Source organism: Flavobacterium sp. N502536, from assembly GCF_025947345.1.
Taxonomy (GTDB): domain Bacteria; phylum Bacteroidota; class Bacteroidia; order Flavobacteriales; family Flavobacteriaceae; genus Flavobacterium.
The window spans coordinates 2,456,804-2,481,444 of the sequence record NZ_CP110011.1 but is presented as its reverse complement, the minus strand read 5'-3'; the positions used below and the strand labels follow the sequence as shown (position 1 = coordinate 2,481,444).

General features: G+C 37.4%; 21 protein-coding genes. 1 reads left to right on the top strand and 20 read right to left on the bottom strand.

Annotation, left to right across the window (positions count from 1 at the left end):
- Positions 1 to 217 precede the first annotated feature (217 nt).
- The 18 genes from queG to OLM61_RS10740 form a co-directional block, all read right to left on the bottom strand.
- On the bottom strand, positions 218 to 1,144 hold the full coding sequence (queG, locus tag OLM61_RS10825; protein WP_264526332.1) for a tRNA epoxyqueuosine(34) reductase QueG: 927 nt from the start codon (positions 1,142 to 1,144) through the stop codon (positions 218 to 220).
- Positions 1,141 to 2,487, bottom strand: a complete 1,347-nt coding sequence (locus tag OLM61_RS10820; protein WP_264526331.1) for a cytochrome P450 — start codon at positions 2,485 to 2,487, stop codon at positions 1,141 to 1,143. The genes queG and OLM61_RS10820 overlap by 4 nt, the downstream gene beginning before the upstream one ends.
- Before the next feature lie 11 nt (positions 2,488 to 2,498).
- Positions 2,499 to 3,521, bottom strand: a complete 1,023-nt coding sequence (ruvB, locus tag OLM61_RS10815; RefSeq protein WP_017498167.1) for a Holliday junction branch migration DNA helicase RuvB — start codon at positions 3,519 to 3,521, stop codon at positions 2,499 to 2,501.
- 165 nt (positions 3,522 to 3,686) lie between these two features.
- The gene (locus OLM61_RS10810) at positions 3,687 to 4,256 is read right to left on the bottom strand and encodes a hypothetical protein (protein ID WP_264526330.1); all 570 of its coding nucleotides are present in this window, start codon (positions 4,254 to 4,256) and stop codon (positions 3,687 to 3,689) included.
- A complete protein-coding gene (locus OLM61_RS10805; protein WP_264526329.1) occupies positions 4,243 to 4,737 on the bottom strand; it encodes an RNA polymerase sigma factor in 495 nt (164 codons plus the stop codon). Before OLM61_RS10805 ends, OLM61_RS10810 begins: the two co-directional genes overlap by 14 nt.
- 1 nt (position 4,738) lies before the next feature.
- Positions 4,739 to 5,575 carry an alpha/beta fold hydrolase gene (locus OLM61_RS10800; RefSeq protein ID WP_264526328.1) on the bottom strand — a complete coding sequence of 279 codons (837 nt, stop codon included), beginning with the start codon at positions 5,573 to 5,575 and terminating at the stop codon, positions 4,739 to 4,741.
- Positions 5,576 to 5,751: 176 nt separating this feature from the next.
- Complete coding sequence (locus OLM61_RS10795) at positions 5,752 to 7,182, bottom strand: AcvB/VirJ family lysyl-phosphatidylglycerol hydrolase (RefSeq protein ID WP_264526327.1); 1,431 nt, start codon at positions 7,180 to 7,182, stop codon at positions 5,752 to 5,754.
- A gap of 28 nt (positions 7,183 to 7,210) precedes the next feature.
- The gene (locus OLM61_RS10790; protein ID WP_264526326.1) at positions 7,211 to 7,873 is read right to left on the bottom strand and encodes a DUF998 domain-containing protein; all 663 of its coding nucleotides are present in this window, start codon (positions 7,871 to 7,873) and stop codon (positions 7,211 to 7,213) included.
- Positions 7,874 to 7,881: 8 nt separating this feature from the next.
- Complete coding sequence (locus tag OLM61_RS10785) at positions 7,882 to 8,367, bottom strand: phosphatidylglycerol lysyltransferase domain-containing protein (protein WP_264526325.1); 486 nt, start codon at positions 8,365 to 8,367, stop codon at positions 7,882 to 7,884.
- Positions 8,277 to 10,508 (bottom strand): phosphatidylglycerol lysyltransferase domain-containing protein, encoded by a 2,232-nt coding sequence (locus OLM61_RS10780; protein ID WP_264526324.1) that lies wholly within the window; start codon positions 10,506 to 10,508, stop codon positions 8,277 to 8,279. The genes OLM61_RS10785 and OLM61_RS10780 overlap by 91 nt, the downstream gene beginning before the upstream one ends.
- 185 nt (positions 10,509 to 10,693) lie before the next feature.
- Positions 10,694 to 12,496: a cbb3-type cytochrome c oxidase subunit I gene (locus OLM61_RS10775; RefSeq protein ID WP_264526323.1), complete on the bottom strand. Its 1,803-nt coding sequence runs from the start codon at positions 12,494 to 12,496 to the stop codon at positions 10,694 to 10,696.
- Positions 12,497 to 12,526: 30 nt separating this feature from the next.
- A complete protein-coding gene (locus OLM61_RS10770; RefSeq protein ID WP_264526322.1) occupies positions 12,527 to 13,720 on the bottom strand; it encodes a cytochrome c oxidase subunit II in 1,194 nt (397 codons plus the stop codon).
- A 19-nt stretch (positions 13,721 to 13,739) separates the two neighbouring features.
- A complete protein-coding gene (locus tag OLM61_RS10765; RefSeq protein WP_264526321.1) occupies positions 13,740 to 15,260 on the bottom strand; it encodes a quinol:cytochrome C oxidoreductase in 1,521 nt (506 codons plus the stop codon).
- A gap of 27 nt (positions 15,261 to 15,287) precedes the next feature.
- The gene (locus tag OLM61_RS10760; RefSeq protein WP_173964113.1) at positions 15,288 to 15,833 is read right to left on the bottom strand and encodes a c-type cytochrome; all 546 of its coding nucleotides are present in this window, start codon (positions 15,831 to 15,833) and stop codon (positions 15,288 to 15,290) included.
- 8 nt (positions 15,834 to 15,841) lie between these two features.
- Positions 15,842 to 16,366, bottom strand: coding sequence for a DUF3341 domain-containing protein (locus OLM61_RS10755; protein WP_056245298.1), 525 nt, complete (start codon positions 16,364 to 16,366; stop codon positions 15,842 to 15,844).
- A complete protein-coding gene (gene nrfD / locus OLM61_RS10750) occupies positions 16,359 to 17,762 on the bottom strand; it encodes an NrfD/PsrC family molybdoenzyme membrane anchor subunit (protein WP_173964114.1) in 1,404 nt (467 codons plus the stop codon). The genes OLM61_RS10755 and nrfD overlap by 8 nt, the downstream gene beginning before the upstream one ends.
- A 33-nt stretch (positions 17,763 to 17,795) precedes the next feature.
- Positions 17,796 to 20,855 (bottom strand): TAT-variant-translocated molybdopterin oxidoreductase, encoded by a 3,060-nt coding sequence (locus OLM61_RS10745; protein ID WP_264526320.1) that lies wholly within the window; start codon positions 20,853 to 20,855, stop codon positions 17,796 to 17,798.
- 32 nt (positions 20,856 to 20,887) lie between these two features.
- A complete protein-coding gene (locus OLM61_RS10740) occupies positions 20,888 to 22,219 on the bottom strand; it encodes a c-type cytochrome (protein ID WP_264526319.1) in 1,332 nt (443 codons plus the stop codon).
- Positions 22,220 to 22,438: 219 nt separating this feature from the next.
- Here OLM61_RS10740 and OLM61_RS10735 point away from each other — a divergent pair, with 219 nt between their 5' ends.
- The gene (locus OLM61_RS10735) at positions 22,439 to 22,828 is read left to right on the top strand and encodes an SPOR domain-containing protein (protein ID WP_173964117.1); all 390 of its coding nucleotides are present in this window, start codon (positions 22,439 to 22,441) and stop codon (positions 22,826 to 22,828) included.
- 113 nt (positions 22,829 to 22,941) lie between these two features.
- On the opposite strand, the gene OLM61_RS10730 is transcribed toward OLM61_RS10735, so the two are convergent.
- Positions 22,942 to 23,652 carry an acid phosphatase gene (locus OLM61_RS10730; RefSeq protein ID WP_264526318.1) on the bottom strand — a complete coding sequence of 237 codons (711 nt, stop codon included), beginning with the start codon at positions 23,650 to 23,652 and terminating at the stop codon, positions 22,942 to 22,944.
- Between the two features lie 345 nt (positions 23,653 to 23,997).
- Entirely contained in the window at positions 23,998 to 24,507 is a 510-nt protein-coding gene (locus OLM61_RS10725) for a DUF4920 domain-containing protein (protein ID WP_264526317.1), read from the bottom strand.
- Between the last annotated feature and the right edge of the window lie 134 nt (positions 24,508 to 24,641).

Sequence of the window (24,641 nt, the reverse complement as noted above, 5' to 3'; positions counted from 1 at the left end):
ATTAACACAAATTTAATAAAAAAAGCTTATCCCACACGTAAATAGACTGATTATTAGATAGTTATATCTTACTCCAAAAGCAACACCTTGTACCGTGTTGAATATCAACTAGTTGCGATGTAAAAAACGAGGGGATTGTTCTAAAAAAACCGACAAAAAACACATTTAAGCGTTAAAAAGATAAAAAAATCAGAAAAATAATACCTTCTTTTCCGTTTTATTCCAGGAAAATAATATTGCGTTTTAAGCCATCAAATTTGGTTCTTTTGATAGGGGAATTTTTAAAAACTAATCGGAAAGTTTCTTCCGTAATTTCGATCCAGTCCTTTTTTGAGAAAGAAAGTAATTCCGGATTGGGATTGAATAAAGGTTCGGAATGCGGTTTTGAGAATCGATTCCAGGGACAAACGTCCTGACAGGTATCACAACCAAACATCCATTCATCAAATTTGCCTTTCATTTCAAAAGGGATGTTTTCTTTGAGTTCGATGGTGTAATACGAGATGCATTTGCTCCCGTCTACGACATGAGGAGCCACTATTGCCTGTGTGGGACAGGCATCAATACAGGCGGTACAGGATCCGCAATGATCTGTTGTAGCATGATCGTATTCTAATTCCAGATCCAGAATAAGTTCTGCAATAAAATAAAAAGATCCTACTTTCTGCGTCAGCAAATTACCGCTTTTACCAATCCAGCCCAGTCCGCTTTTTGCTGCCCAGGCACGATCTAAAACGGGTGCCGAGTCTACAAAAGCACGACCTGATACTTCGCCGATATTTTCCTGAATGGAGTGTAAAAATTCTTTTAATTTTTCTTTAATTACAAAATGATAATCCTGACCGTAAGCGTATTTTGAAATTTTAAAACTGTCTTCGGTCTGGGTTTCTGTTGGATAATAATTTAATAAAAGCGACACTACGCTCTTGGCATCATCGACCAGTAAAGTTGGGTCCAGTCGTTTGTCAAAGTAGTTTTCCATATACCCCATTTTCCCGTGATGGTTGTTGTTTAACCATTTTTCAAGACGGGGTGCCTCCTCTTCCAGAAATCCTGCTTTGGATATTCCACAAGAAAGAAAACCCAGCCTTTTGGCTTCGGATTTTATGAATGCTGAATATGTCTCTTTAGAATTGATGGTCATCTTTTAGAGAATAAAACTTCTACTCCAACAGGTTTTAAGGTAATTAAGGGGTTGAACCCAATCGCAGCTGTCTCCGATTTAAGTTCGTATTTTTTCACAATATGGGCCACAGTAAGGCACATTTCATAAATCGCAAATCCGGCTCCAATACACATTCTTGGCCCGGCTCCAAAAGGATAAAAATATTGCATGGAGTGTTTCTTCTGTTCTCCCAGAAAGCGCTCCGGTATAAATTCCTCCGGCGCATTCCAATATTTAGGGTTTCGGTGCAGCTCATAAAAAGAAACGCCTATTAAAGTCCCTTTTTTTAAATGGTACTGCCCGATCGTATCGTCTTCCACATTTTGTCGGTCTGTAATCCAGGCAGGCGGATACAAACGCATGGATTCATTGAGCACCGCATTCAAATAGGTCATTTGCTGCAGCTGTTCTACCACGTTTGCTGTTTGCGATTCGATTTCCAGAATTTCGTCCAGTACCTTCTGTTGCACTTCGGGGTTTCTTCCCAAAAGGTAAAGTGTAAAAGTTAAGGCGTTGGCAGTCGTTTCATGTCCGGCAATAAAAAGAACTTTAATTTCATCAATCAGTTGTTTGACCGACATTCCTTCACCGGTATCTTCATAACGGGTTTCTAAAAGCAGCTGAAGCAAATCGTTTACTGCCTCTCCCGAAGTGGTTCGATCCTCGATAATTTCCTGAATAATCTGATTGTTTTCTTCGGCCAGTTCAAGATGTTTTTTTACCTGACCACTTACCGAAAACCACCATGCTTTATGCGGAAGCCGAATTTCTTTGATTAAAAAGTTCTGAACTTCTTCGATGATAAATTTTAGACGATTTAATTTTTCTTCAGAAACCGAGAGATGAAACAGCGACTTGGCCACTACATTAAAGGCCAGCTGGCTCATAACAGGAAAAAGATCAAAGGATTTTTCTTCCACGATTTCCTTCAGTTCTGAGACAATCGTTTCGTTCATGTTCTCGACCAACTGATTCATTTTTTGCTTGTGAAATGCAGGCTGAATCAGCCGTCTTTGTTTGAGCCAGAATTCACCATCGACAGTCAAAAGTCCTTTTCCTAAGTATTTAGAAAGGTAAACGGACTGAAATTTTGATTTGTGATAGTTCTTCTGGTTTTTCTGTAAAATATGCTGGGCAATCTCATTATCCCGTGATAAGATCAAATGTTTCGACCGTCCTATTTTTAGCGAAAAGGAGTCTCCAAACTGCTCAAAGTATCTTTTATGGTAAGGAATAGGATTTTTACGCACTCCTTCGGCATCCAGAAAGAACCTAACGATTGAAAGCTTGTTCGGGTACTTGTATTTTTTATTTTCAGACATGTCTAACAGGATTAAAACAATCCGCCCTGAATGTTGGTGTTTATTTTTCCTAAATGTTTGTACGCTTTATCTGTAACCTCACGTCCGCGTGGTGTACGCATAATAAATCCTTCCTGAATTAAAAAGGGTTCGTAAACTTCCTCAATGGTTTCACTGCTCTCTGAAACAGCAGTTGCCAAAGTCGATAGTCCTACAGGTCCTCCTTTGAATTTATTAATGATGGTCAGTAAAATTTTATTGTCCATTTCATCCAATCCGTGTGCATCGACATTTAAGGCTTTTAGGGCATATCGTGCAATTTCGATGTCAATGGTTCCATTTCCTTTTATTTGTGCAAAATCACGAACTCTTCGCAATAATGCATTGGCAATACGAGGTGTCCCACGGCTTCTGCCAGCGATCTCGATAGCAGCATCTAATGAAATGGGCATTTTAAGTATAGAAGAACTTCTTTCGACAATTGTGGTCAAAAGTTCAGTGGTGTAATATTGTAAGCGTGATGAAATTCCAAAACGGGCTCGCATTGGAGCGGTCAGTAGTCCCGAACGTGTTGTAGCGCCTATCAGCGTAAAAGGGTTCAGATTGATTTGCACCGTTCTGGCATTTGGACCAGATTCGATCATAATGTCTATTTTGAAATCCTCCATCGCCGAGTACAAATATTCTTCGACTATAGGGCTCAAACGATGAATCTCATCAATAAACAGCACGTCTCTTTCATCAAGATTGGTAAGCAAGCCTGCCAGATCTCCCGGTTTGTCTAAAACAGGTCCTGAAGTAATTTTAATTCCCACTTCGAGCTCATTGGCCAGGATATTAGCCAAAGTAGTTTTCCCTAATCCCGGAGGTCCATGAAAAAGGGCGTGATCGAGTGCTTCACCACGCTGATTAGCCGCAGCAACAAAAATCTTTAGGTTCTCTAAAACCTGATCTTGTCCTGCAAAATCATCAAATGACAGCGGACGCAATCTTTTTTCAAGATCTAATTCTTCCGGATTGTATCCTTTTGTGGTGGGATCTAAGTTTTCATTCATTTTACAAAGATAGACAAAGAAATCAGTTTGTAAAACAGTTACAAATCAAATAAAAAAATCCAAATCTCAAATTCCAAATTCCAAGTTTCAAGTTTCAAATTGTTCCTTTGCGGGTTAATGGCGAACAAGCCTTCGTTATCCGCCATGTGATTTCTGATACTCTTTTTAAGAAATGTTTTTTAAGAAGTCCAAGAGCTTTACTTCCTTCTTAATGATTCTTATCATCAATAGTCCAAAAAACAGTAAAAAACCAAAACCACTGCATACGATATAAAGGTAAAAGCCTCTGGAGAAATTTTCTTTAAAAATGGGTAAAAGGAACGCAAAACCGCCAATATAGGTCAGGTAAATTATTGGTGTAAAGATGTAGTGGATTTTTTTTCTCCATTGATAAAACTGCTCTGCCTGTTGACTGTATTCCAATAAGGGAACCGCTGTATTTAAATGTGCTAATTTTTCGGCACTAATCCACTCTAAAACGATACGAAATACGAGCATTGCAATCATAGTTCCCAATCCAAAACTAAACAATGTTTGTTTATAGGCGCCCACCCAAATATAATAAGAGATGAGTATGATCGAGGTTACACTCAGGATTACCCTGGTCCAAAAATGGTTGCGTTTGATTTTTTTAGTATGTGCCTCCGCTTTGTTAATTATAGCCGTTGCAGCTGGTTTTGTATTGGATTCTGCCTGCTGATCCCAAATATTTTGTAATTCTTCAAATGTTTTCATTTTGTACACATTGCGTTAAACTTTTTTTAATTCGATGGATTCTGACCCGAAGTGTTTCTTCAGTTATCCCGATTACTTCTGCTATTTCCGGATATTCTATGCCGTCTAAAGTCATCAGAATAATCATTTTGTTGGTCTCTTCAAGCTTTTGTATGCATAGATACATTTGTTGCAGTTGTTCTTCTTTTTCGTTTGAATAGGTTTCCGAAACCACCTGAGGCAGGACCGCTGCTCTGATTTCTTTTCTGGATGATGATTTCCGCAAATAGAGAAGACAGGTGTTTACCGCGATCCTGTACATCCAGGTGCTAATGCTCGATTCATTTCGGAAGGTATCCAGACTTTCCCATACTTTTATGAAAATTTCCTGAGCTGCATCAGATGCTAATGCGACATCTCCACAAAAATAACCTTTGCACAAACGAAACACTTTGTTGTAATGTGTGTTGTAGAGATCGTTAAATTGTTCTTTTTTAGCCACTTTACTGTATTTCTGATTTTATTTTTTCCATGAACCACTCCGGTTGATCATACATGACAAAATGAGCGGAGTTGGCCGCATAATAAATTTTAACAGACGGCAGCTTTTCATACTGGGCTTTATAGGTGTTTTGTACGGTAGCAAGATCCGGATTTGTTGCTGCTAAAATTACTACCGGAATTTTAATTTTAGCAATTTCGTTGCGCAAATCTAAATTAAGCATATCAATATAACCGTATACATAGGTTTTTCGATCGGCAACATTCATCCACTCGCTGATTGTTTTTTGCTTTTCTTTGTTCAGACACATATAAGAGACCGTTTGAGAATTCATCGCATTAAATGCCTTTTGATCCATCGCCAGCATCATTTTGCTTTGCGGATTGTCATACGGAATAACTTCTCCTTTGTAGTTCGGGATCATTAGTGCCGCACTTGCCGGCAGCGCATCCACTATAATTACTTTTTTGAACAAATTGGTTTCTTCAGAAGCCAGCCACAAACTCAGAGTCCCTCCCAAACTGTGACCGATTAATGTAGCTTTCTTTAATTTTTTGGTTTTTACATAAGAAACCACCTGATTCTTTATGGTAGACAACCACGGACTTTCAATTGGAGGAACGTTGCCAAATCCTGCGAAGGTAAAAATGTGACATTCGTAATTTTTAGAAAGCCCGGCTACAGTTTCATTCCACATTTCTCCCGTACAGCCAAAACCAGGAAATAACAACAACGGTGCTCCTTTACCTTTTACTTCTACCTTAAAGGCAGTTTGAGAAAAAACAGGTTTTGAAATAAGAAGCAGTAACACGACAAGTAAAATTGATTTCGTTTTCATAATGTTTAATTTTTTAAAGTTTCCCTTTTGATGCACTGCTATACTATTTGTTACCTCAAAAAAGATTTTTTTTCAAAATTATTTTCAAACATTTAAAAACCAATAATTTAAACCCTGTATTTAGCTATCCTTTTACTCAACAAAAGGAGTCGTTTTGCTTTTTTAAAGTCCCTGCTTTATTTGATTTCTTTCAAAATACTTTCTGCTATTTTATTGTAGTCATTGTTGTAATGGTGCGAGCCCGGCAGTTCAATAGTTTTGATCCCCGATTCTGAAAACCTGTTACGGGTTGCGGCATCTTCTTCATCCCCAAAAAAACAAACCGGATTATAGGATTTGACTTTTTTTATTTCGGAAATCACATCGTAAGTATCCTTTGCACTTTCCATACTCAGCATGTCTGCAATGTGAATTTCAAAATCGGCTTTCACATCAGGCGACAAGAGATACAGGCCTTTTAATTTTTCTTTTAATGCTTCGGGAAAATTACCCGCAGCAAACGGAATTACAGAAGCTCCAAATGAATAACCCGCCAGTATAAATGTTTTTTTATTCCATTGCTGTAAATAATGTTCAACCGCCTTACCTATTGCTTCCGAAGTCTCGCTGGGCGTTTTTGCATTCCAGAAATATTTCTGGGCATCCAGTCCTATTACGGCAATTCCCTTTTCTGCCAGAGCTTCACCAACAGATTGGTCAAAACTTGTCCATCCTCCATCTCCGGAAATTAAGAAGGCAACAGGCAACGCTTCGTCTTTATTTTTTGTCGGGATTAAGGTTAGCGGCATTTCAAATGGCAACGGTTTCAGCTGCTGTTCTTTGAGCAACTGATTTTGTTGTGCTTTCTGTTCGCTATACGTGGGCGTATTTAAAATCTCCTTAAATGCGGCTGTAAACTGTGGCAGCCAGTTTTTAGTAACCGAGAATCCATGACCCACTTTGGGCAATGTAATTAATTTTCCCTGTTTCATGCCCTCCATGTATTTTTTGGTGTCGGCATAATTACAAACCTGATCTGTAGTTCCCTGAAGCACGATAAAAGGAGCTGATAATTTTTCTGTTTTTTCAAGAAAATAGGCTTTCCCTTCTTTTAAAACATGCGAAGTAAGTCCTGAGCCGTCGCATAAAGTCCTGTCGGTTTCGATATCGGGGCAAAAACCTAAAGCAATGGCCCCGCTAAAAGTATTGGCAGGTGCCTGAGCCAGCATTCCATAAACTAAAGTTGCTCCTGAAGAGTATCCGGCCAATATTGGTTTTAAGTATTGTTTGATCCTGATCTTTTTTTGCAGCAGCAAACTAAGCTCTTCAAAGTCTCCGGCCGGGTAATAACATTTTGCTTTTTGCTTTTTTATTTCTTTAAAATAATGCTGGATATCGATCCCTGCAACGACTGCCCCCTGATCGGCAATGTTTTTGGCCATTTCAACAACGCCGCTGTTCCAGCCTCCATCGCCGGAAACAAACAATACGACCGCAGTTGGTACTGTTTTTGGTTTGTAAATGGTGACTTTTCCAAATGCTCCAACTCTTATAGTGTCTGCTGTTACAGCAAAAGCAGGAGTACTAAAAATAAAAACGGACAAGAGGAGTGTTATGATTTTGTTCATCTGAATTATTTTTTAACGTTACGAAATCCTAAACTATAGTGTTCTTATTATACATTATGATTGAAACTGATATAAAATAAACATACAAATTCAACAGAAAAAGTCTTTGCCACAATCCTTTGTACGAAGCAATTAATGCCCCTGTATCAGAGGGAATATGAAGTACAAACAATAAGAGGGTAAGACTTCCAATACCAAAAACAATCTCGGAAAAGTTATAAAAACGAGGATTGTTTTCTTTTGAAATTACGGTACACATCACTAAGGGCAACAGCAAAGCAGCAACAATTCCGATACCTCCGGCAATGTCATGCAGCAAAAACGAAAGGGTTCTTTTACCGTCTATTACATCTGCTTTAAATAGCCCCGAACCAATCCCCTCTCCTAAACCATACATTATAATTAACAAAGAAGCCAGCTTTACTCCTTTGAGGTCTTTATCAAATGCTCTTTTAAAAACGATTCCAAAAACAATAAATACAATCCCAATTACGATCCACCATATGGAAATCAATTCTGAAACCGGACTCACAGTTGCCCCCAAAGAACTAATGGTGTTGTGCAGCTGACTATACCCCTTATAATAGCTTCCTAATAAAAAGAGCAGCAAAAAATCGAATATACAGGTAATGATGCAGCCTATTGCCATGACCTTAACCCAATTTACCCGCACTGCCTTCCTCCTTTTCATGTTCTTTATTATGGTTTTACAACTTTGTTTAAAGCTAGCGGAACCTGCAATAAATCATAGTCATGGGTATAAACTAAATATTTGTTGTGCCATACCGGAGTGAATTTTTCTTTAAAATCGCGCAATCCTTTATAGTGCGAAAAATATTTAATTCTTTCATAGGCAAACTTCATTGATTTTTCGGGAAAGCTATCTGCATCTTCAATTCCGCTCATAGCTGCCAATCCTAAATTGACTGAAGTACAGCCCTGCGATTTTAAATAAGCGAAAAGTTCCAGAAGTATAAAATCAATGATTCCGTTTGGGGCATCATTGGTTTTACGAATCAAATCATAGGTCCCTTCTCCTTTGGCAAAATCAGGAATGACATTTAAAAAAGCCACTATTTTCTCTTCGGCATTTTCTACTGTAATAATGGTTTGCTGTTTGAGTTCTTCCCACTCAAATCTGCCTTGAGAAAAAACAATTTCACTTCTCCGGTGCTTGCAAGCCATTCATCACTTACTGCTTTTATTTTTTGCAGCAATCCATCTTTTACGGGTGCGTTATGAATGGTTGTTTGAAAGCCTTTCTCTTTGACTTTGCTTATCGCATTACGCAATGATTTTTTGGCTCCTCCTTCCATTGTAAATACAGACAGATCGACAACCGCTTCCTGACCTATAAATAAGTTTTTTTTGTGCAATGAAGCAAACAATTCTAAGTTGTCTTCCGGCACCCGATAATAAATGCTTCTTAAGCCGTTCTCGTAACAATAAACATCAAATTCGACTATACATTGTTTGATTTCATCTGCTGAAGCCGCTACGGGGTTTTCTAAGACTACGGCAAAATTATCGGCCACACGATAGGCAAGGAAAGATTTTTTACTTTTTGCGATAAAGATGTTTTTATCATCATAGGTTTTAAAATAATCCAAAGAAGAGGTGCCATACTGTTTCAAAAGTTCGGATGCCGACAGGAAATCATCTTCTACCGCTCCTTTTTTTATGGTGTAAGGTCGTATTAAAGCAAAGACAAGAAATGCAATCGATAAAAAACCACAGATGTTGATCGATAGTAAAAAGTGTCTTGCAAATCTGTCAAGTGGTACCAAATCTGAACTCCCGATTAAAAAAAAGTTTTGCAGTGCATATTTTATGGATTCCTGCCAATGAAAGTCAATGTCAAAATGTTTTTTATCCAGAAAATAGAACCCCAGAATCCCATACAATAAGACTGCCGCAATGCTAATTAAAACCGTTTTAAGTCCAATGCTCTGCAAGTGGGCGTTACTTTTTATATAATATTCTTTTCGGGTTATAATTAAACTCACGAGTACAATCAGGGCAATTACGGCTTCTTCATAATCGATCGCTTTGGTAAGGTGCCCGATGATTGAAATAGTGGTTAAAAAAACGGCAGACCACCAGGCATTACGGAGTCCCTTTAGCATAAAAGCAGCATTCACCAGCATAAATAAGCCAGCAGTTATGACAAAATAATTGGAGGCTCTAATGGCCGAAACCGGAATGATATTTTTGAGGATGTGCAAACGTTCTGCGATAGCCGGGGTTAAAACAGATATTATGTTTACTAATCCCAAAACAAAAAGCAAAAAAGAAGGTACAATGCGCATCAATAATTTATTGGCATTGAAAACAAAAATGAATGCACCGGCCAGCAATGGGACCCAAAATTCGAAGAAACGGTATAAAAAAGTAATGGCTATCGCACTGACACTATCAAAACCAAATTGCATCAGGATAAAACTCATTGAAATTTCGATCGCACCCAGCCCTCGGAGAAAGGGTGAAACAATTAAAAATATAACCGAAATAATATAGCCCATTGCAGATGCGGGGAGCGAGGGTGTAAACCCCAAAGCAATCATAGCGATATACAAATGCGCTATTCCAGCGAACTCGATGAGTACAGAATAAAAGACAACTTGCAGGAAATTCTTTTTTACGATTTTGTTTTGCTGCAAATCATCCAAAAAGACCACCGCCGAGGGAAGAAACTTTATGATCAGGCGATATAAGCTCCCCTTTTTCAGAATCGAATCGTAAATAAAAAAGATGCTTAAACTTAAGACAATGACAGCTCCCAACGCATACCATTCTCCTGATCCGGCAGTTCCCTGAAACAAGGAGTACATCAAAGCGGGAATGGCAACAATGATAACCGAAAGTATCCCCACAAAACCATATACGATGGAGGCAAAATGAATTTGAGTGGGTTTTACTCCACTCTTTTCAATGGATTTTGTAAAAAAGGCCAAAGAAGAAATTCCGCCTGCCGGTAAAAAAACGCTTACGAAGTTTCGTTTTAAAAATAAAATGACGGCCTGTTTAAAAGATATTGTACTCTGAACCGCTTTAAAGGAGGCAAAATACATTAACGCCTGAAGTGTTATATAAATCAAAGAAAGGGCAATACCACACAAAACCCAAAAAGAACTGGCATTGGCAATTGCGTTTTTAACTTCTCCTAACTCAGATCGCTCATGTTTGATAAACCAGATCCCGATTCCAATAAAAAAGACAGTGAATATAGACTGTCTAATGATCTTATCGTTTTCACGCAAAAAAGAAACTCCTTTTCTGTTTTTAAAAAAACTAAAAATGGTATTGGGAATCAGTAGTACCTTCATATTATCGGGGAATAATCTATTTATGAAAAATCAAACTAACTTCTCTATAAATATACGACAATTACCTATCGTTCAAATCCTTACAATATTATTTTCCACGCTTTAACCCAGATCTGATGCTATGCTGTACTGAAACCTGTATAAACAAAAAAGACTGTCTTTTCAGACAGTCTTTTAAAGTATTTTTAGTGGTGTAAAACTTCTTCACCTTCTTTCATCGGTACATTTTGCGGTACAAAATCTACATCGTGATTTGGGTTACTGTAGTCATATGGCCAACGGTATACGTGAGGAATTTCTCCCGGCCAGTTACCGTGGATATGTTCTACCGGAGTAGTCCACTCTAATGTTGTTGATTTCCATGGATTCTGAACAGATTTCTTACCGTAGAAAATACTGCTAAAGAAGTTGTATAAGAATACCAATTGGAACGCTCCTCCTATAAGTGCAAATGTTGTAATTAAAACATTCACATTTTGTAAATCATCAAATAATGGGAAGTTCGTGTTTGTATAGTAACGTCTTGGTAAACCAGCTAATCCGATAAAGTGCATTGGGAAGAATACTCCGTAAGCACAAACTGCTGTTACCCAAAAGTGAATGTAACCTAAGTTTTTATTCAACATTCTACCGTACATTTTAGGGAACCAGTGGTAAATACCAGCAAACATTCCGTAAAGTGCAGAGATCCCCATTACTAAGTGAAAGTGAGCAATTACGAAGTAAGTATCGTGAACGTTAATATCTAAAGTACTGTCTCCTAAAATGATTCCTGTTAAACCTCCAGTGATGAAAGTAGAAACCATTCCGATAGAGAATAACATTGCAGGGTTGAATTGTAAGTTACCTTTCCATAAAGTTGTAATCCAGTTGAACGCTTTTACAGCAGATGGAATTGCAATCAATAAAGTAGTGAAAGTAAATACAGATCCTAAGAAAGGATTCATACCTGAAATAAACATGTGGTGACCCCAAACAATTGTAGATAAAAATGCAATTGCAAGAACTGACATGATCATCGCTCTGTATCCGAAGATTGGTTTACGAGAGTTCGTAGCCATAATTTCAGAAACAAGTCCCATTGCTGGTAAGATTACGATGTAAACCTCAGGGTGACCTAAGAACCAGAATAAGTGTTCGAACAATACAGGAGAACCTCCTTGGTAGTGTAAAACTTCTCCGGCAATATAGATATCAGATAAGAAGAATGAAGTACCAAAACTTCTGTCAAAGATCAATAATAAAGCAGCAGACAACAATACAGGGAATGAAATAACACCAATGATAGCTGTTACGAAAAATGTCCAGATTGTTAATGGAAGTCTAGTCATAGACATTCCTTTAGTTCTAAGGTTGATAACGGTTACGATGTAGTTTAAAGATCCCATTAAAGAAGATGCAATAAAGATAGCCATCGAAACTAACCATAGTGTCATACCTGTTCCAGAACCTGGAATTGCTTGTGGTAAAGCACTTAATGGAGGGTAAATTGTCCAACCTGCAGATGCTGGTCCAGCTTCAACAAATAGAGAACATAACATTACTACAGCAGATAAGAAAAACAACCAGTATGAAATCATGTTCATAAATCCGGAAGCCATATCTCGCGCTCCAATTTGAAGTGGAATCAATAAGTTACTAAAGGTTCCGCTCAAACCGGCCGTCAGTACAAAGAATACCATGATGGTACCGTGAATTGTAACTAGGGCCAAATAAATATCATTTGCCATTACACCATCAGGTGCAAATTTATCTCCTAATAAAACATTAAAGATTTTAAAAGACTCTTCTGGCCAAGCCAATTGCATTCTGAAAAGCAAAGACATTGCAATACCAATAATACCCATAATGATACCGGTAATTAAATATTGCTTAGCAATCATTTTGTGATCAATACTAAAGATGTATTTAGTAATGAACGTGTCTTTATGATGATGTTCGTGCTCGTGATCGTGTCCGTGATCGTGACCGTGCGCTTCTGCTGACATATATGTGTACTTTAAATTTTCTTAATAATATTATTTCATAGCCACTTTAGCTACAACTGCCTTAACCGTATCGATAATTACTTTTACAGTATCTTTAGCAGTACTATCAGTGCTCGCTTTTGCTTCTTCACCAGCCTTCTTTTCAGCATCTGCAGCAGCAGCGGCTTTAATATCCTGAGCTAATGTAGTTTTTTCGCTTAACCATTTTTTGTAATCTTCCGGAGTATCCACAACTACTTTCATTTGCATGTTGTAGTGAGAAGCTCCACAAATTTTATTACATAATAATAAATAGTCAAATGTATAAGGATCTAAAGCTGTTCCTCCTTTAGCAACTAACTCAACGCTTTTCTCAGCTCTAAGTTTGTTGATGTGTGCAACTTTTTCTACCATAAATGGTAACTCTCTGTATTCAGAAGTTGTATACGTTGGAATAAAAGCAAATTCAGTAACCATTCCAGGAACACAGTTCATTTGCGCTCTAAAGTGAGGCATGTAAGCGGAGTGTAATACGTCTTGAGAACGCATTTTGAAATGTACTTTTTTACCTTTTGGAATATGCAATTCAGAAACTACGATATCGTCCTGAGCGTTAGGATCAGACATATCAACTCCTAAAGTGTTGATACCTTCGATTAAACGAACGTTTGCTTTTCCTAAAACATTATCCTGACCAGCATATCTTGCTGTCCATTTAAATTGTTGTGCGTATAATTCGATTTCGATTACATCCTCGTCTTTATCCACAAACATAATGTTGTTCCAAGCGTACAATCCGTAAAGGATCAAACAAGCCAACACTACAGATGGAATAATACTCCAGATTGCTTCTAATTTATTACTATCAGCAAAGAATAAAGCTTTTTTATCTTTATTTCCTCTGTTTTTAAAAGAGAACCAGTATAATAATCCTTGTGTAATAAATTGAACTACAAAGATTAAAACCCAGGTAATATTCATTAAATTATCTACTAAAAGTCCGTGCTCTGAAGCAGGAGTATGAAGTGCTAAACCACCCCATTTTAGTAAACCGTAAATCGTAAAGATATAAATGAATGCCAAAAAGCCAAACATGATATACCCCTGAACATTATTATCATTATCCGATGCAACCTGAGAATCGTCCGAAGAAGATCCTACCTGAGTAAGATCAAATATCTTGGTCAATTGCCACAAAGCAACTGCTAATAAAACTAAAACTATAATTACCAACAAACTTGTCATCTGTTTACTTCTTTAAATATTAATAATGAAAATGTTTACTTTCTTCAATGAAAGGATTTCTTTTTGCTAACAAAGGAGCTTTAGTTAATGCAGTAAACACTACAAAAATAAACAATCCTAAGAAGAAAAGAATAGAGGCAATTTCAGGAACTCCAATAAACCATTTATCTCCAACTGTACCTGGCATAATCATATTAAAGAAATCAACATAGTGTCCTAATAAGATCACTACACCGGCCATTACAATAACCCAGCTAAGACGTTTGAAGTCTGTATTGATCAATATTAATAATGGGAACACAAAGTTCATAACTACAGCTCCAAAAAATGGTAAGTTGTATAATTGAATTCTGGTTACAAAGTAAGTAACCTCTTCAGGAATATTAGCATACCAGATCAACATAAATTGTGAGAACCATAAGTATGTCCAGAAAACACTAATACCAAACATGAATTTAGCTAAATCGTGAATGTGGCTTGTATTTACATACTCTAAATATCCTTTAGATTTCAAGTAGATCGTTACTAATGCGATTGAAGTGATACCACTTACAAAGAAAGAAGCAAAAACATACCATCCGAACAATGTACTGAACCAGTGTGGATCAAATGACATAATCCAGTCCCAAGACATAATAGACTCAGATACGATAAAGAATACTAAGAATCCTGCAGATAACTTAAAGTTCTTTTTGTAGTATAGATCATCTTTAGCTTCGTCCTGAGCCAAACAGTTTTTTGCTGAATAGTGACGGTATAAGTTCCATCCTATTAAGAAGATTGCTGCTCTGATGATCCAGAAAGGAAAGTTCAGGTAACCTGCTTTTCCAGCAATGATAGCATCATAATTAGCGTGTTTTGGATCTGTAACTCCTTCTCCTAACCAAACAAAAATGTGGTTAAAATTCAATCCGCAAAGTACTAAAATGATGAAGAATATAACAGAACCAGCTGGTAAGTAAGCTGTGATTCCCTGCATTACTCTAAACAATACCGGAGACCAACCTGCCTGAGCAACTTGTTGAATAGCATAAAATGCTAAAACTCCCATAGAAAGTAGTAAAAAGAAAATACAAGCAACATATAATGCTGACCATGGTTTGTTTTGCAATTGGTGCAATACATGCTCCAAATGTTTTTCATGTTCACCTGCGGCATCAACTTTCGCATGCTCTCCACCTTCGTGTGAGTCATGTGAAACTTTTGCAGCTTCGTGAGAAACTGCTGGAGTTTCTGTGTGCGCTGCACCTTTAAGTGAATCATGTGAAGCTACTGCTGTATCATGAGAAACTGCTGGAGCTTCTGCGTGCGCAGCACCTTCATGTGAAGCTTCTTTAGCTTCATGACCTGCAGTTTCATGAGAAGCTTCGGCAGCTTCACCATGCGCAGCACCATGAGAACCATGAGCATCTGCAGCTAGTATTTTTTCAACTTCTTGAATATCTTTAGGTGCACTTAAAAAACCATACCCAATTCCTAATAGGCCAAGAACCATTAGGATGATAGAAAAAGTTTTTAATTTACTTGAAAATGTATACATATCTATTACGATCAGTTTGTTCAACAATTATAATTGGCTTTTTAGTTTTAGAACATAGTCAGCAACTAACCAACGTTCGTGGGCACTTAATTGATTTGCATGTGAACCCATTGCGTTTAAACCATAAGTTTCAACGTGAAAGATACTTCCTTCAGTGATAACTCTGTCTTTGTAGCTAGGTACTCCAAGAAATTTTTCTCTTTCAACCAATTTACCTTTACCGTTTCCAGTTGCACCATGGCAGCTGATACAGTAAATTTCGAAAAGTTCTTTACCTTTTCCAGAATTTCTATCTGCTTCACTCAAAGGTGATTTTAAATTGGCTTTCGCTAATTCATAACCCGCAGTTGAATTTTCATATTCGTAAGGTTCAAAACCTCTATTGATAGTTCCTTCTACAGGAAGTTGTCCTTCTTTTCCTCCTTTAAATATTTTTGCTTCTGTGTATGGCTCGTAAGCAACAGATTCATACATATTTGGGAAATACTGATAGTTTGGTGCCGAATTATTGTGGCAAGATGAAACTAAAATAGTTATACCAACTAAAAGTGTTATTTTATATATCCTTTTCATAGCTACAATTAATTCTTTTCAATTACTTTAACTTCAACAGCTCCTGTACCTTCGAAAAAAGAAACTAGTTCTGCTTCGTTATCATTTACAGCAACTTCCATTAAGAAATGGTCGTCTGTTGTTCTTACATCAGGATTTTCAGCCTGTTTGAATGGCCATAATCTACTTCTCATATAAAAAGTGATCACCATTAAGTGGGCAGCAAAAAATACAGTCATCTCAAACATAATTGGCACGAATGCAGGCATGTTTTGAATGAAACTGAAACTTGGCTTTCCACCAATATCCTGAGGCCAGTCATGAATCATGATATAACTCATCATAGTTGTAGCAACAGAAATACCAACACATCCGTATAAAAATGCACAAATTGCTAATCTTGTTGGTGCTAAGCCCATAGCTTTATCCAATCCGTGAACTGGGAATGGAGTAAAAACCTCTTCAATATGATGATGAGCAGCTCTGGTTTTCTTTACTGCATCCATCAAAATATCATCGTCATTATAAATGGCGTATATTACTTTATTACTCATGGTGTGAATCTTTATTTGCTGCTCTTTCTCTAATATAATTATCTCCTGTTCCTTTCAAAATTGTTTTCACCTCTGCCTGAGCAATTACAGGGAATGTTCTTGAGTACAATAAAAACAATACGAAGAAGAAACCAATCGTTCCGATGAAAATTCCAATATCAACAAATGTTGGTGAGAACATTGTCCAAGAAGATGGAAGGTAATCTCTATGTAAAGAAGTAACAATAATTACAAATCTTTCAAACCACATTCCGATGTTTACTACAATCGAAATAATAAAGGAGAACATGATACTTGTTCTTAGTTTTTTAAACCACATGAACTGTGGAGAGAAAACGTTACAAGTCATCATCGACCAATATGCCCACCAGTAAGGTCCGGTAGCTCTGTTTAAGAACGCATATTGCTCATACTCTACACCTGAGTACCAAGCTACGAATAACTCAGTGATATACGCTACCCCTACGATAGAACCTGTAATCATGATTACAATATTCATTAACTCGATATGTTGTAGTGTAATATAAGCTTCTAAGTTAGAAACTTTTCTCATTACGATCAACAAGGTGTTTACCATTGCAAATCCTGAGAATACCGCTCCTGCAACGAAGTACGGAGGGAAAATTGTAGTATGCCATCCTGGAATTACAGAAGTAGCAAAGTCCATCGATACAATAGTGTGTACAGAAAGTACAAGTGGAGTAGCTAAACCTGCAAGTACTAAAGATACTTCTTCAAAACGTTGCCAGTCTTTTGCTCTACCGCTCCATCCAAAACTTAGGATAGAATAAACTCTTTTATTGAAAGGCGTTATTGCTCTGTCACGTAGCATTGCAAAGTCAGGCAATAAACCAGTCCACCAGAAAACTAATGATACCGAAAGATACGTTGAAATTGCAAATACGTCCCAAAGTAATGGCGAGTTAAAGTTTACCCATAAAGATCCAAATTGATTTGGAATAGGTAAAACCCAGTATGCCAACCATGGACGCCCCATGTGAATAATTGGAAATAAACCTGCCTGAACTACTGAGAAGATAGTCATCGCTTCAGCAGAACGGTTAATAGCCATTCTCCAACGCTGACGGAAAAGTAATAGTACCGCAGAAATTAATGTTCCGGCGTGACCAATACCAACCCACCAAACGAAGTTCGTGATATCCCAGGCCCAACCAACTGTTTTATTTAATCCCCATGTTCCGATACCTGTAGATACAGTGTAAATTATACAACCTAACCCCCAAAGGAAGGCTATTAATGCGATTGAAAATACAATCCACCATTGTTTGTTTGCAGGCCCCTCAACAGGTGCAGCTACATCTACTGTTACATCGTGATAAGATTTATCACCTATAACTAAAGGTTTTCTAATGGGTGCTTCGTAGTGAGACGACATAATCCTTTATATTGTTTCTAATTAATAATTTTACTAAGTATTTCTAACTTTTACATGATAGAAAACGTTCGGTTTTGTACCAACATGCTCTAATAAATGATACATTCTATCGCTTTCTGCTAACTTAGCAACTTCGCTTTCTTTATCATTTACATCTCCAAACACCATAGCTCCAGACGAACAAGCTGCAGAACAAGCGCAAGCATTGTTAAATTCATCTTTTGCCACAACTCTACCTTCACGTTTTGCCTGAAGAATAACAGCTTGTGTACTTTGAATACAGAATGAACATTTTTCCATAACTCCACGAGAACGAACGTTTACGTCTGGGTTTAATACCATACGACCTAAATCATCATTCATGTGATAATCGAATTCACTGTTTTTGTTGTACAAGAACCAGTTGAAACGACGTACTTTATATGGACAGTTGTTTGCACAATAACGAGTACCAACACATCTGTTGTATGCCATGTGGTTTTGACCTTGACGACCGTGAGATGTTGCAGCAACCGGACAAACTGTTTCACACGGTGCGTGGTTACAGTGCTGACACATTACTGGTTGGAATGCAACTTGTGGATTGTCTCCTGGTTTTTCCATTTCATTAAATGTAGATAATGAACTTGATAAACCTGCAATATTTTCTTTTCTTTCGTTATCACCTTCAAAAGTGCTTTCAGAAGAATAGTATCTGTCGATACGCAACCAGTGCATATCACGGCTTCTTCTTACCTCTGCTTTACCAACAACAGGAACGTTGTTCTCTGCGTGACAAGCGATAACACATGCTCCACAACCTGTACAAGCATTTAAGTCGATAGAAAGGTTAAAGTGATGTCCTGTTGAACGATCAAATGATTCCCATAAATCTACTGTTGTAGCTTTAACTTCCTGGTGATCTAAAGATACCATTGGCTGTGGATTCCAATGTTCAGCATTTTCTTTGTTAAATACATCAAGGGTAGTTTCTTTAATGATATCTCCTCTACCCATTAATGTTTTTTGTCCCTGAACACAAGCAAACTCATGCTCTCCATTTGCTTTCACAATGGAAACAGACTGAACACTATTGAAATTTTTATATAAAGCGTAAGCATTTAAACCTACCTGCATTTCTTCTTTTAAAGCTGCTTTACGACCGTAACCAACTGCTAAACCAACTGTACCAACAGCTTGTCCTGGCTGAACAATTACCGGTACATTTTCTAATTTAAACCCGTCAGCAGTAGTAATAGTAGCATAACTTCCATTCAAACCACCGTTAGCAACGATTTCATTTGACAATCCTAATTTCTTAGCATCAGCATTAGAAACAGTAACATAGTTATCCCATGAAACTCTGGTAATTGGATCCGGGAACTCTTGTAACCAAGGGTTATTAGCATGTTGTCCATCTCCTAATCCCGTTTTAGTATATAATACCAATTCGAAATCACCAGCTGCTTTAGATTTTGCAAGTGCATTTGCAGCGGTAGCAGCATCAACAGCACCTCCAGACAATCCAGCAGATCCAACCACTGCAACACCATCATGTAATACTTTGTTCCAAGAAGATCCTGCAGTAAATCCTGAAGAATTAGCTTTTAAATAATCATAAAAAGTACCTGCGGCACCATTTAATGACAATAAAACATCCTGAAATTGTTTGGTATTGAATATAGGGCGAATCGTTGGTTGCGTTAAGCTATAAGTTCCGCTTGTTATTTCTACATCTCCCCAAGACTCTAAATAATGAGGAGCCGGAGCAGCAACAGTAACAATTGAAGCAGTTTCATCTTCTTTTAATGAAAAAGCAACAGATGTTTTAACTTTTTTCAATCCTGAAACAAAAGCAGCTGAATCAGCTAAAGTGTAAGCAGGATTAACTCCACTCATAATTAAAGTGTGAACACTTCCAGCATTCAGATCTTTAATTAATTGAGAAACAACCGCATTAGATCCTTTTCTAATTTGTCTTGCTCCTGCAGTAGTATAAGCTTCACTCGCCAAAATTTGGTTGATAGCTAAAACTAATAACTGAGCGTTTTTATCTTCGATTCCGGATACCAGAACCCCTTTAGATCCGGCAGCTTTTAATTGTTGAGCAGCTTTCACTACTTCAGCTTTAGAAGCAGCATCTAAAGTAACAGGAACAGAAGCACCTGCAATAATGTTATATATTTGAACTAAAGCCTGTTTTTGAACAGCAGTAGTCATTGGAACACGCTTATCAGCAGCTGCTCCGGATAATGTCATATTTGATTCGAATTGGAAATGACGAGACATTTTTCCGTTTTGAGGAATACGTCCTTTTGCATATCCACTATCGTATCCACCACCTTGCCAGTCTCCTAAGAAATCAGCACCAACAGATACAATTAAATTAGATTTTGAAAAATCATAATCAACTAAAGCTCTTTGACCATATACTGCCTGGAAAGCATCTAAAGCCTCAGATGAAGAAACTGCATCATAAACAACATGCTTAGCATTTGGATTTTTAGCAATAAATTCAGCGATTAATTTTTCAGTAGATGGACTTGCAAGTGTATTCGTTAATAATACCACTTGTTGGTTTTTAGCTTTTGCTTCAGCTAAACTTGATTTAATTTTTAAATCAACAGCTGACCAAGTAGCTTGTTTACCCTCTACTTTCGGCTCTTTTAAACGAGCGCTATCATACAATCCTAAGATAGATGCGTGAATTCTCGCATTAGCTGCAAATTTAGCACCAGCGATTGTATTGTTTTCAATTTTAATTGGACGACCCTCACGAGTTTTTACCAAAAGATTAGCAAAATCAAAACCATCAAATACAGTAGTTGCATAGTAATCTGCAACACCAGGAATGATTTGCTCTGGTTGTAAAACATAAGGGATAGACTTGTGCACAGGACCTTCACACGCAGCAAGTGTAACTGCCGCAGTACTAAATCCTACGTACTTTAAAAAGTCACGACGTGAAGTTCCAGATGACGCTAAAGCATCTGCATTCCCTAAGAATTCATCTGTAGGAATCTCTTCAACAAACTCGTTATTTCTAAGCGCCTCAACAATAGAACTATTTTCTAGTTCCTCAACACTTTTCCAGTATTTTTTGTTTGATGACATTGTATATAAATATTAAAATCTTAATAATTCGATTAATAGTGGCATTTACCGCATTCTAAACCTCCCATTTGCGCTGCAGTCAATTTCTCTACACCGTATTTTTTAGAAAGTTCAGCATGAATTTTATCATAGTAGGCATTTCCTTCCATCTTAACATCAGTTTTTCTATGGCAATCAACACACCATCCCATTGTTAATTTAGAGTATTGCTTCATGATTTCAAATTCTTCCACAGGACCGTGACAAGTTTGACATTCGATACCTCCAACAGTAACGTGTTGAGAGTGGTTGAAGTAAACAAAATCAGGTAAGTTGTGAATACGAACCCATTTTACTGGCTGCGTTTTTCCGGTATAAGCTTGTTTTGCTTTATCCCAACCAACAGCATCATATAACTTTTGGATTTGAGCATCGTAAAACGCTTTGCTGTACTCAGGAGTAGCAGTAGTTTCAGCAACTTCAGAGATGTTTTTATGACAGTTCATACAAACATTTAAAGATGGAATACCAGCAGTTTTACTCACACGTGCAGCAGAGTGGCAATATTTACAATTGATTTCGTTATCACCAGCGTGAATTTTGTGAGAATAGTGAATTGGCTGAATTGGCTCATAGTTTTGATCCACACCCACCTGCATTAGATATCCGTAAACGAAATACCCACTTGCCAATAGCAAGAAAATTGCAGTTACTAATACCAAAAATTGGTTTCTGGCAAATGCTTTCCAGATTGGAGTTGAAGCTTCTTTAGGAGCAACTTCAATACCATTATTACGTGCTACTTTAGTTAATACTTTGTTCACCATGAACAACATAACCACCAAGATAGCCATTACAAGTGCAAGTGCACCTAAAATAATATTATTAGAAATACCTCCACCGCTTACATTTGTTCCGGGAGGAGTTGCAGCTCCACCAGCAGCAACCGCTGGCTCAGCTTTTACCTCAGAAGTATAAGCGATAATGTTATCAATATCTCCTGTTGATAATTGAGGAAAAGAAGTCATTACAGACTTGTTGTTTTCTTCAAAAAGTTTTACTGCTACAGGATCACCTGACTTAATCATGTCAGAACTGTTGTGAACCCATTTGTAGATCCAGGCTATGTCATGCTTTCCAGCAACTCCTCTTAAAGCAGGACCTGTTGATTTGGCATCTAATTTGTGACATGCAGCGCAATTTGCATTAAAAAGTTCTTTCCCTTTTACCGGATCACCACCAGCAGTTGCAGCCGGAGCAGCAGCTTCAGGCGCCGCAGGAGCAGCAGGATCTTGAGCAAATGAAGTTAGGGAGAAAAGCAGCGTTAGCGATAAGCTAAGCAGCAATTTTCTTGAGATCGAATTATGGTTACCCACCTTTTTCATATAGTATAATAATTATCTACTAATTTTTGGTATGATTTTTTCTGTAGTAAATCAACGAAAAACTAATACCTTCTTTTAAAACTTGCACAAAAATACGACTTATGTGTTATTCTCAAAACCTTAAAATAGTCTTAAATATCAATTTATATCAATTCTAAATAATATCAAATTTTCACATACTAATTTTAAATAGTATTTTTGCTCAAAAACCATCACATTATGAGAATTTTAACCCCTTCGAAAAGAGTTTTCTTCACCCTAACAATGTTCACTTTAGCTTATAATATTCATGCTCAGGATCAAAATTTAACACTAAATCAGGATCCTAAATTCGAGCAATTATTGAACGACAAACGCAAAATTAACACAGCAATAAGTACAAACGATACTTACAAAATCCAAATCTTCAGCGGTAAAAGCGAAGAAGCAAAGAAAACGTTATCGGATTTCAAAAGAGAATACAACACTATAGACGGGACCATAATCTTCAATACGCCCAACTACAAAGTAATTGTAGGGAATTTCAAGACCCGAATAGAAGCTGAAAAGAACCTGGCAGACATCAAAAAGAGATACAAAAGTGTGTTTTTACTAAAGCCCGGGAAGTAATCTCCAATTCAAAACAAAACAGCACAAAAAAAAGGCAATTTCAATCGAAATTGCCTTTTTTTTGTATCCCTTATCCAACTTCAAAAACATCCGTTTTAGAAGTTAATTCCCTCTTAGCTTTCCTTGTTTTTCAAAAGCTGAAACACTTCTTCTTTAGCCATCACTAAATCGGCATTAAAAGCTGTATTGGCACGAAGACAATCCACCGTTGCCCTTCCCATTTCCCTGCCTTTCACGACGTCGCTATACCAGTGTGCATTACAAACCACCCGGCTTTCGCCAAAATCATGACCCCGTTCAAGAATCGCCTCTTCTCTATCGGGAAAGATTTCACTAAAAACCAAAGCCCACGCCCAGCCTACCGCAGCATGTCCTGACGGAAAAGACCCCACTTTTCGTAAGACATCTTCCTTTTCAGGAGTGCAGGTTTTTTGTTTGTTCACTACAAAAGGCCGTTCGCGATTGTAAAAATTCTTTGCTGTATACGTCGACAATCCTGCATCTGTCATCACCCGACGCATAAGGATATACAGCTTTGGCGTAAGCAGCTCATCAATATCAATTCCTAAAACAGCCTCAAACGATCTGACCGCATGCGGAAAAGACAAATTGGCATCACTAACCGCCTGCAAAAAACGAATCTGATCTTTAGATTTTGACACTCTTCTGGCGTGCTCCAAATCAAATTTGAAAGTATCAGAAGCGGGTTCAGGAGGCGGAGTCAACAGCAGCAAACTATTCGGCATTTCTTCATCCAAAAGATAACCCTGCAGCAAATCCGGCATCACCATTCTCATCTCTTCCACATTTGTAAACTTATGCATAACTCTCCCAGACTTGAATCTTTTACCCCAAAAACCGGTCATCATATGAAATAGTTTCAGTCTCATACAAAATATATAATCCATACAGATATATTCAACATCACAAAAATAAAAAATAATCCTACAAAGAAATCAATTCCCCCAAAACTGAACCCTCCTAAATATGCTGTCTTTCTGTTTCATTTTATGAATTAAAACACAATAACAACCAATCTCTAGAATTTCATCCCGAATCACTTTGCCCTGATCTGCAAATGCCGTTTTGAATTTTACTCCAATAAAAAAGTCCCAACTTTCGTTGAGACTTTAAAATTTAAATATCGAATTGTAAATCAAAAAGGCCTTTTAATTCACCACTTTAATTCCATCCGCCATAAATCGTATTTCTGCTTTTGGCTTGGTAATCGCATCTATTTCTGCTTTTGTTTTTTTGGCATCTTTAGCATAATGCTTCAACTCTTCGACAGAAGTAATTTTCTTCTCGGCCGTACCTTCCAGTACAATACTTTTTCCTTTTAATGCTGTTGGCACGAAAAAAGCATAGTCTTTCATTTTTACAAAAAACGGAGAACCGTCTTCTGTTTTCACCGTAACCCAGCAGCCTTTTTTCGGACACACATCCGTCACCACTCCTTTTACCGAGATGTTTTCCGCTTTACTCGTCTTTTCCAATTCACTTTTTAACTTCTCGACCGTGATCGCTTTAGTTTCCGAAGTCTTAGAAACATCGGCACCATAATAATCTCCCACTACTGCATTGCCTGCCGGCGGAGCAGCTTTTTCAACTGCTTCCTGAGCAAAAGATAGTGTAGAAAAACTCAAAGAAAGAAGTACTGTGTATATAAGTTGTTTCATAATCAAATATTTTTAATCAAAAATAATATTAAAATTGAAATAAACGAAATAATTATTTAAGTCAGAAATCACATCGGATGTTTCCACTTTTCTTTAAAATATATTCACAAAAAAAAGTCCCAACTCTCGTTGGG

Bases quoted from the DNA above. Each gene is read 5' to 3' on its own strand.
- queG (WP_264526332.1), bottom strand. From the start codon at position 1,144: ATGACCATCAATTCTAAAGAGACATATTCAGCATTCATAAAATCCGAA.
- OLM61_RS10820 (WP_264526331.1), bottom strand. From the start codon at position 2,487: ATGTCTGAAAATAAAAAATACAAGTACCCGAACAAGCTTTCAATCGTT.
- ruvB (WP_017498167.1), bottom strand. From the start codon at position 3,521: ATGAATGAAAACTTAGATCCCACCACAAAAGGATACAATCCGGAAGAA.
- OLM61_RS10810 (WP_264526330.1), bottom strand. From the start codon at position 4,256: ATGAAAACATTTGAAGAATTACAAAATATTTGGGATCAGCAGGCAGAA.
- OLM61_RS10800 (WP_264526328.1), bottom strand. From the start codon at position 5,575: ATGAAAACGAAATCAATTTTACTTGTCGTGTTACTGCTTCTTATTTCA.
- OLM61_RS10795 (WP_264526327.1), bottom strand. From the start codon at position 7,182: ATGAACAAAATCATAACACTCCTCTTGTCCGTTTTTATTTTTAGTACT.
- OLM61_RS10790 (WP_264526326.1), bottom strand. From the start codon at position 7,873: ATGAAAAGGAGGAAGGCAGTGCGGGTAAATTGGGTTAAGGTCATGGCA.
- OLM61_RS10785 (WP_264526325.1), bottom strand. From the start codon at position 8,367: ATGGCTTGCAAGCACCGGAGAAGTGAAATTGTTTTTTCTCAAGGCAGA.
- OLM61_RS10780 (WP_264526324.1), bottom strand. From the start codon at position 10,508: ATGAAGGTACTACTGATTCCCAATACCATTTTTAGTTTTTTTAAAAAC.
- OLM61_RS10775 (WP_264526323.1), bottom strand. From the start codon at position 12,496: ATGTCAGCAGAAGCGCACGGTCACGATCACGGACACGATCACGAGCAC.
- OLM61_RS10770 (WP_264526322.1), bottom strand. From the start codon at position 13,720: ATGACAAGTTTGTTGGTAATTATAGTTTTAGTTTTATTAGCAGTTGCT.
- OLM61_RS10765 (WP_264526321.1), bottom strand. From the start codon at position 15,260: ATGTATACATTTTCAAGTAAATTAAAAACTTTTTCTATCATCCTAATG.
- OLM61_RS10760 (WP_173964113.1), bottom strand. From the start codon at position 15,833: ATGAAAAGGATATATAAAATAACACTTTTAGTTGGTATAACTATTTTA.
- OLM61_RS10755 (WP_056245298.1), bottom strand. From the start codon at position 16,366: ATGAGTAATAAAGTAATATACGCCATTTATAATGACGATGATATTTTG.
- nrfD (WP_173964114.1), bottom strand. From the start codon at position 17,762: ATGTCGTCTCACTACGAAGCACCCATTAGAAAACCTTTAGTTATAGGT.
- OLM61_RS10745 (WP_264526320.1), bottom strand. From the start codon at position 20,855: ATGTCATCAAACAAAAAATACTGGAAAAGTGTTGAGGAACTAGAAAAT.
- OLM61_RS10740 (WP_264526319.1), bottom strand. From the start codon at position 22,219: ATGAAAAAGGTGGGTAACCATAATTCGATCTCAAGAAAATTGCTGCTT.
- OLM61_RS10735 (WP_173964117.1), top strand. From the start codon at position 22,439: ATGAGAATTTTAACCCCTTCGAAAAGAGTTTTCTTCACCCTAACAATG.
- OLM61_RS10730 (WP_264526318.1), bottom strand. From the start codon at position 23,652: ATGCATAAGTTTACAAATGTGGAAGAGATGAGAATGGTGATGCCGGAT.
- OLM61_RS10725 (WP_264526317.1), bottom strand. From the start codon at position 24,507: ATGAAACAACTTATATACACAGTACTTCTTTCTTTGAGTTTTTCTACA.